This window comes from Nostoc flagelliforme FACHB-838 (assembly GCF_014698065.1).
Taxonomy (GTDB): domain Bacteria; phylum Cyanobacteriota; class Cyanobacteriia; order Cyanobacteriales; family Nostocaceae; genus Nostoc; species Nostoc flagelliforme_B.
Map to the genome: position 1 here is coordinate 1 of NZ_JACJSI010000340.1, position 6447 is coordinate 6447.

General features: G+C 43.1%; 11 protein-coding genes. 3 read left to right on the forward strand and 8 right to left on the reverse strand.

The genetic code is table 11. The features are described from left to right. From H6G97_RS42955 to H6G97_RS42990, 8 genes are all read right to left on the reverse strand, one after another. On the reverse strand, positions 1-96 hold a 96-nt coding region (locus H6G97_RS42955), incomplete at its 3' end, for a DUF1392 family protein (RefSeq protein ID WP_190946636.1). Then, positions 93-491 carry a MerR family transcriptional regulator gene (locus tag H6G97_RS42960; RefSeq protein WP_190946637.1) on the reverse strand — a complete coding sequence of 133 codons (399 nt, stop codon included), beginning with the start codon at positions 489-491 and terminating at the stop codon, positions 93-95. The genes H6G97_RS42955 and H6G97_RS42960, both read right to left, overlap by 4 nt. A gap of 16 nt (positions 492-507) precedes the next feature. Beyond that, positions 508-717: a hypothetical protein gene (locus H6G97_RS42965; protein ID WP_190946638.1), complete on the reverse strand. Its 210-nt coding sequence runs from the start codon at positions 715-717 to the stop codon at positions 508-510. A gap of 65 nt (positions 718-782) precedes the next feature. Beyond that, positions 783-1625: a hypothetical protein gene (locus H6G97_RS42970; RefSeq protein ID WP_190946639.1), complete on the reverse strand. Its 843-nt coding sequence runs from the start codon at positions 1623-1625 to the stop codon at positions 783-785. A 125-nt stretch (positions 1626-1750) separates the two neighbouring features. Next, the gene (locus H6G97_RS54015) at positions 1751-2140 is read right to left on the reverse strand and encodes a hypothetical protein (protein ID WP_242055988.1); all 390 of its coding nucleotides are present in this window, start codon (positions 2138-2140) and stop codon (positions 1751-1753) included. A gap of 17 nt (positions 2141-2157) precedes the next feature. Continuing rightward, positions 2158-2367, reverse strand: coding sequence for a hypothetical protein (locus H6G97_RS42980; protein ID WP_190946640.1), 210 nt, complete (start codon positions 2365-2367; stop codon positions 2158-2160). Beyond that, positions 2360-2686 (reverse strand): hypothetical protein, encoded by a 327-nt coding sequence (locus tag H6G97_RS42985; protein WP_190946641.1) that lies wholly within the window; start codon positions 2684-2686, stop codon positions 2360-2362. Before H6G97_RS42985 ends, H6G97_RS42980 begins: the two co-directional genes overlap by 8 nt. Positions 2687-2805: 119 nt before the next feature. Beyond that, complete coding sequence (locus H6G97_RS42990) at positions 2806-3600, reverse strand: hypothetical protein (protein ID WP_190946642.1); 795 nt, start codon at positions 3598-3600, stop codon at positions 2806-2808. Between the two features lie 214 nt (positions 3601-3814). On the opposite strand from H6G97_RS42990, the gene H6G97_RS42995 reads away from it, so the two are divergent. The 3 genes from H6G97_RS42995 to H6G97_RS43005 form a co-directional block, all read left to right on the forward strand. After that, on the forward strand, positions 3815-4267 hold the full coding sequence (locus H6G97_RS42995; RefSeq protein ID WP_338421967.1) for a helix-turn-helix domain-containing protein: 453 nt from the start codon (positions 3815-3817) through the stop codon (positions 4265-4267). A gap of 159 nt (positions 4268-4426) precedes the next feature. Beyond that, complete coding sequence (locus H6G97_RS43000; RefSeq protein ID WP_190946644.1) at positions 4427-5368, forward strand: hypothetical protein; 942 nt, start codon at positions 4427-4429, stop codon at positions 5366-5368. Between the two features lie 326 nt (positions 5369-5694). Next, positions 5695-6447: serine/threonine protein kinase (locus tag H6G97_RS43005; protein WP_190946645.1), on the forward strand; the 753-nt coding region annotated here is incomplete at its 3' end.

Sequence of the window (6447 nt, forward strand, 5' to 3'; positions counted from 1 at the left end):
TCTCTCCAGTAAATTCGCCTCAACGGGTGGAATTGTTCGACCCCAAGGAGGGGAAAGATACCAACTTGTTTTGAGTGCGTTAACATTGTCAATCATGCTTTTCTCCCCAATAAATAATTAATAGCTTCGGCATCAATAGAGGCAATACGCTTTTTTAAATGCTGTGGTGGATTGTCAAAAAAGTTTTTGAGATGCCATCTACGGACTTGATAACGTTTAGAAGAACGGCGACTAGTTTTCAGCCAACCACGGCGCACCCAGCCAGAAACGGTAGTGGAATGCACACATAGAACACGGGCGATTTCAGCACTACTATAGTTATCGAGAAAGGGGCTTGTAGAATAACCCAAAGCCCAAAGCTTAGTAGCGATAGCAATTGGAGTGCGAAAGTATCCATGTCTTTTTAAGATTGAGGCTATTTGTTTTGGGGTATAAAGTTCAGCCTTAGCTTCAATGATTGCGAGTTCTTCATCAGTCCATTTGAGATTCATTTATTACCTCCAATGTTTATGCAGATTTAGGAGAAGAATTTTTTTGAACAATCCGAGCGCTGATAGATTCAAAGTCAACTTGAAAGATGTTCATATCTATGGACATTTCCCCATTGTTGTAGCGGTCTACTATGTGCTGTTTAATTGCGGATTGATTCAGCCCATCAGGGATATCGATGTGAGCTTCACTTGTGATTTTTTCTACTACTGTAACGATGACTCTCATGGGTAATTCCTATTTGATTAATTGAGGATTCAGAAGTGAAATTATTCTGAATCCTGTATGCTGATTTACACTGCTCCAGTCTTTACTGCTTGCAACTGCTGCATCCATGCGTTGATTGCTGTTAATTCATCCGCACCGCTAGCAACAGCATCAACAACAAGATTTTGATACGAAGACTCAGCATGATTGGAATGGTCACACTTGCCTGCTGCCCAAGCCAAACACATAGTTTTGATTAGTTCATTAATCTGGTTAATATCAAGTAAACTTGGGCGGTCAACATCCTGGAATTGCAACCACTCTTTGACTAAATCAAGTGGATAATCAAGCAAGGTGCGAATATTTTTAACTCGCAAATCTTGAGGATGTACTGATTGAGGAACTACACTAAGTTTTGGTGGAGTCAGTGGGGGTTCGGGAATCGAGTTTGAAGTTACACCCAATAAAGATTGGATGTCACGAATGATAGTTGCCCAATTCAAATCTCTACTCCATTCCCTGTAAATCTTGGTTTTGGTTGCAGCATCGTAAAGGTTACAAAAAACCGTATTCTCGTCGCCAGCATTAGCGACAATAATCAGTGGTTTGGAGAAATCTTGGATTAATGAGGCAGCTAAAAGGAAGCTTTTGGCGAAATTGGTTTCAACACCAGTTCTCACTACATAAAGTTCATCAGCACTTACGACAATATCCAGTTTGAGATTGTCCCTGCCTTTGAATTCTTTAGTGGTCAATCGCAGTTCTGACAAGTACCCAGTTAATGCTCTTTGAATAACAGGGATTTTCTTATCCTGGCTGATATTGAACTTGTACCAGACGAAAGATTCCCCATCTACTTCCCCCTGATTGACATATAAATAGATGGGTTCGGGAGGGTTGCATAAACCTAGTTTGATTTCAGTAACCATGTTCACCTCGGTTAAAGTTTTATTGATTAGTGTTCTGTGTGCAATAATGGAAATTCTGTAGCGGGAGAGAAACTTCCGTGCGTTCACCTGAATAAGCGGCGCTCATTCAGGTGAACGCTTTTTTACTAGGCAGAAGGTTCTCGATTTCGCTCTAACTCCCATTGGAGATAAGTCAACGCAGTGCTAGCATCAGCAATGTTTAAATCTGGCTGATACCCTGCTTCCAACAGTTGTTTGTAGTCTGAATGCGTAGCAATAAGAGATATCAGAGTTTGGGCTTGTTCAACTAAGTAGTGCAGATTTGAGTTAGACATTTCGATGCCGAGCCGTGAACATAAATCTTCCGCTTTCACACCGAATGTTCCTGGCTCAATCTCCGTGGCTAACTCTTCAAGCAGAGATTGAAAATTAGGATGTTCATCGTTGATTTCAATCTCAAATAAATCTGCGCTCTTTGTAATGACAGTTGCCCAATCGGGTAAATTCTGTGCAATGGTCTTTGCGTAAAGTTTCATAATTGCTTGCTCTTTGATTAAGAGTTAAAATCCTCGGCAATCTCCAACAAAAAGCCGCGTCCCGTGTTCTGTACTTGCACCAGTTCTTTATCCAATAGTGTTTGAATAACTGAATCGGAAAATTGGAATTGCAGACGATGTAGAGGTACACAACCGCCGCAAAGCTGAAGTGAACGCAGCAAATGATTTGCTCTACGGTCAAAGCTTTTGTCAACCGTTTTAGGCATTTGTGAAACCTCCGGTTAATACGGCTAACTGTTGCTTGAGAATATTTATCTGTTGTTGATAAAGCTCAATCTCTGCGCGTATCTGTAAGAATAATTCTTGTGGGGAAAACGGTTGAATTTGAGACTCCTGAAAGTGGAACAATTCGTCAGAGTTTTTATTAGGCATCAGCGCATAACGCCAACCATCACCAAATTGTTCAGCCAGTTCTGTACCATTTGGGTAGTAATAAAGCCCCAGAATGATGCCCTGATTAGTACGCTGTTCCAAAGCAAAGCGAGGGTAGCCCCAGTGTTGGGGAATGGATATTGTGGGTTGCATATTGATTGGTGAATGAAGGGAATGTGTTTTAGGGAAAAGGGGAAGGGGGAAGGGGGAAGGAATGAAAAAATTTCCCTTTAACCAATACCTTTAACCTTTTCCCAAGCGAAGCCCAAGACTTACGCTGTGACTAACTCCGTTCTCTCCAGCAGCCGTTGCAATTTATCGCCAGTTAGCTGTTCTAACGGTTGGTCTAAAATATATTCATCAAAAATGGATTTACCATCAGTAGACACGTCGACCATCGACAGGGATTGAACTGCTTCTATTGCCGAGTCACAGGGTACGCGCTGGGTTTCGTCTGCTGCGCGTGTGAACCACCAGCCGCCGTCAGTCTGCCCTACTTCGCCCAGTTTTACGTCGTTCTGGTAAATGCCATCGTCGAGGATTTCAAACCCGTACTTCTCGCACTCGTTGAAAATTTGCGCCATGATTTCGTTGCTAGTAGTGCATGGTGTTGCAAGTTGTTCCTGCACAGGTAATGAGCCATCTTTGTAGTGAGTGCAGATGAAGCGATGACAACGCATTACGGTGTTGGCACGAAATACTTCTTTACCGTTGACCATGACTACCCAGCGTTGGGTTAAGTGGTCATCGTCATGGCTGATGCTAGCTACCAGTTTGTCATCAGCGTAATATTCGTGATGGTCAAAAGAGATTTCGACTATTGTGAGCGGTTCGGAAGCTACAACTTGGGCTTGGTCAGCGATGTGGTGGTCGAGTTCGCCTTGAGCGAGGGCTTGTTCGTCAACCTTCTGAAGCTGGTTTGATTGGTGGGTGATAATTGCGTTTACCCAAGTATCAGCCGCTCTTCTGTCCCCGATGGGTGTAACGTCGAGTTCAGTGGCAATTCTTTTGAGGCAAGGAAGGTTATAGCGGGAAAGGGCTTGCTGTGTATACCTTACATGAGTCATAATGGAATTTCCTTATTATTAGGGACAGAGAAAGCGCTTCAGATTGGTAGTCGAGGGCGCTTTCTCTTTATCTTTTACTATTATGTGCTAAAATTTTAGCGCTGTCAAGAATATTTTAGCTATTAGCGCTAATATATTAGCGTGTGTATTACAAAGGAAGCGCTAAAAAGTTATGGTTTATATGGAGGATATTAATTTATGGGAGCTGCCATTTGTGGCACTTGAAGACAGAATCTCATTGCCGGATGAGCCTTGTGTTTACTTGGCAATCGATAAAGATAACTCGGTGCTGTACGTGGGCATGTCAGACAATTTAAGGCAGAAATGGAAAAGCCATCCTAAGCTAGAAGCCTTAAGTCGTCTTGAAGGCGTTAAAATCTCGTACATTAGAACCGAAGCTGAATTACTCAGAAAGCTAGAAAATGCCTTAATCAAAGTTTTCAAACCTCCGTTGAACTTAACGGAAGCACCCAAAAAAGGCATTGCAGCTTTAAGGGAAAAAATTGGATTAACTCAAAAGCAACTAGGTGATTTAGTTGGAGTTGATACTTCGACAATCAGAAATTGGGAATATGGCAAAGGATCAGAAACTTTCGCAAAAGTAGCAAGACTTTGTAAAGTGCTGGAATGTGATATTGAAGATTTGTTTGAGGAAGAAGCAGTGTGATGATTGAACCTGCTGAAAAACCTCTTTTTCCTCTAACCTGTGTCTCATTTTATGAGCGATGCCTGCGGTGGTTTACGTTTACGCATTTACCATATATATTCAAAAGCTGTGTTGCGATTGACTTTGAGCAAAGACCATTGAGCTAGAGGAGGTGGAAACATGAATAAGCCACCTTCTAGGCGGAAAAAAACCACCCCTGCCGCATCTGATGACAGCACATTGCCAAATGACCAAGACCTTGAGGATATCTCGCAAGAAAAAAACCCAGCTACAGCAACAATCACTGTTACTGCTGTTGAAGTTCCAGAATTAACCGAGCAGGAAATTAGCGATCGCCTTCACCTAGAGCGGCGTGTGGAGAGAGCAGTTTTTGAAGCAGGTAAGGCACTGGCGGAATTGCGCGAGCGCAGACTGTACCGTTCGACGCATAAGACATTTGAGGATTATTGCCGCGATCGCTTTGGTCACAGCCGTCAAAAGTCGAACTACTTGATTGCAGCAGCTGATGTGTACGAAAATTTGACAACAAATTGTTGTCAAAATTTGGGGATTGAGAATTTGACAACAAATAGTTCCCAAATTCTGCCAACTAGCGAAGGACAAGTTCGGCCCATGACCAAACTGGAACCCCAGGAACAGCAAGAAGTGTGGCTAAGAGCAGTAGAATTTGCTGGTGGTAAAATTCCAAGTGGTAGGATTGTGAAGGACGTGGTGCAGCAGATAATGGAACGTACCAAAGTACCCAACACCTACCAAATTGGCGAAGTCTGCCAAATCTTAGCCAAGGATAATCCAGAACTCAGGGGCAAGAGTGGCTGCTGGGGCATTATTAGCCAGGTAAATGACTTTAGTTGCACTGTAAAACTCTGGGATGGTGTGTACACCGTTGGGTTGCAGCACCTGAAGTCTTACGATTACTTGCCTGCGGAGTGTCAGCAGATGCAGGTGATTTGCGATCGCATCAGTGGGGTGTATTCCGATTCGCTGGAGGAGACAGTCAAAAGTCTGTTGCAGTTGTTAGGGAAGGTGAATCGACCATATCTTACTGCGGTGGAAGAAAAATTATTGAATCTTCTAGAGTTGGAATACGAGAGAAGATAACCTCTAAACACTTTTGGCAATTTGGCATCCAATGTCTTTGGGTTGCAGTTTCAATGGAGTTAGCAACGCAACGGGACAACAAAGAAGTTGTACGAGGGATAAGATAAAACTTTCCGCAACTGGTGTCCCATGCTACGCCAGTTGTAAGCGTGAGTGCTGTAGAATCGCTCTACATAATTGATACAGCACTCGTAAGTGAACGCCATCACTCTGCAACTGGCTAGAAATGAACAAAACCAAATAGGATTTCAGAAGATGAAAAATCTAGATAGCTGGATTGCTGTATAGTTTTGGTTATGCCAGATTATCATCTCAAGAGTTGCTCTATGATTGCTCTACCTGGTATTGCCATCCAAGACAAGATATATGAAAGTGACAATTCTCTAGTGTACCGGGGCATCAGAGACGATGGAGTAGGGATCGTCGTAAAAATGCTAAAGCTTGATTATCCCTCTCCCCAAGAACTAACCCGCTACAGACAGGAATATAAAATTACCCGCTCCCTAAATCTGGAAGGAGTTATCAAGGCATACAGTCAGCAGGACTATCAACGGACTCTGGTGATTATCTTAGAAGATTTTGGGGGAGAGTCCCTAGAGCAATGGATGCATAAGCGCCCAGATATCTTCTGCCCCATGCCTTTATCCACTTTTCTAAGTCTTGCGATCGCAGTTTGCGACATTCTGGGCAGAATCCATGCAGCCAATATCATTCATAAAGATATCAACCCTGGAAACATAGTCTTTAATCTGGATACTGGCGTTGTCAAAATTATTGATTTTGGGATTGCGAGCCAATTTAACCGCACGAATCCGACGTTCAAAAGTCCCCATGTGTTAGAAGGCACGCTTGCCTATCTGTCGCCAGAGCAAACCGGGCGAATGAACCGGATGCTCGACTATCGCACCGATTTCTACTCGCTAGGCGTAACCTTCTACGAACTGTTAACTGGACAGCTACCGTTTGAAACAACGGATATTCTGGAACTAGTCCATTGTCATATTGCTAAAGTGCCCGTTCCACCTCACGAACTGAATCCAGCGATCCCTAAAGCCGTTTCAGATATCGTTNTGAAATTG

Excerpts from the sequence above, each read along its gene's own strand:
- H6G97_RS43000 (WP_190946644.1), top strand. The coding sequence starts at position 4,427 with ATGAATAAGCCACCTTCTAGGCGGAAAAAAACCACCCCTGCCGCATCT.
- H6G97_RS42980 (WP_190946640.1), bottom strand. The coding sequence starts at position 2,367 with ATGCCTAAAACGGTTGACAAAAGCTTTGACCGTAGAGCAAATCATTTG.
- H6G97_RS42965 (WP_190946638.1), bottom strand. The coding sequence starts at position 717 with ATGAGAGTCATCGTTACAGTAGTAGAAAAAATCACAAGTGAAGCTCAC.
- H6G97_RS42985 (WP_190946641.1), bottom strand. The coding sequence starts at position 2,686 with ATGCAACCCACAATATCCATTCCCCAACACTGGGGCTACCCTCGCTTT.
- H6G97_RS54015 (WP_242055988.1), bottom strand. The coding sequence starts at position 2,140 with ATGAAACTTTACGCAAAGACCATTGCACAGAATTTACCCGATTGGGCA.
- H6G97_RS42990 (WP_190946642.1), bottom strand. The coding sequence starts at position 3,600 with ATGACTCATGTAAGGTATACACAGCAAGCCCTTTCCCGCTATAACCTT.
- H6G97_RS42960 (WP_190946637.1), bottom strand. The coding sequence starts at position 491 with ATGAATCTCAAATGGACTGATGAAGAACTCGCAATCATTGAAGCTAAG.
- H6G97_RS42970 (WP_190946639.1), bottom strand. The coding sequence starts at position 1,625 with ATGGTTACTGAAATCAAACTAGGTTTATGCAACCCTCCCGAACCCATC.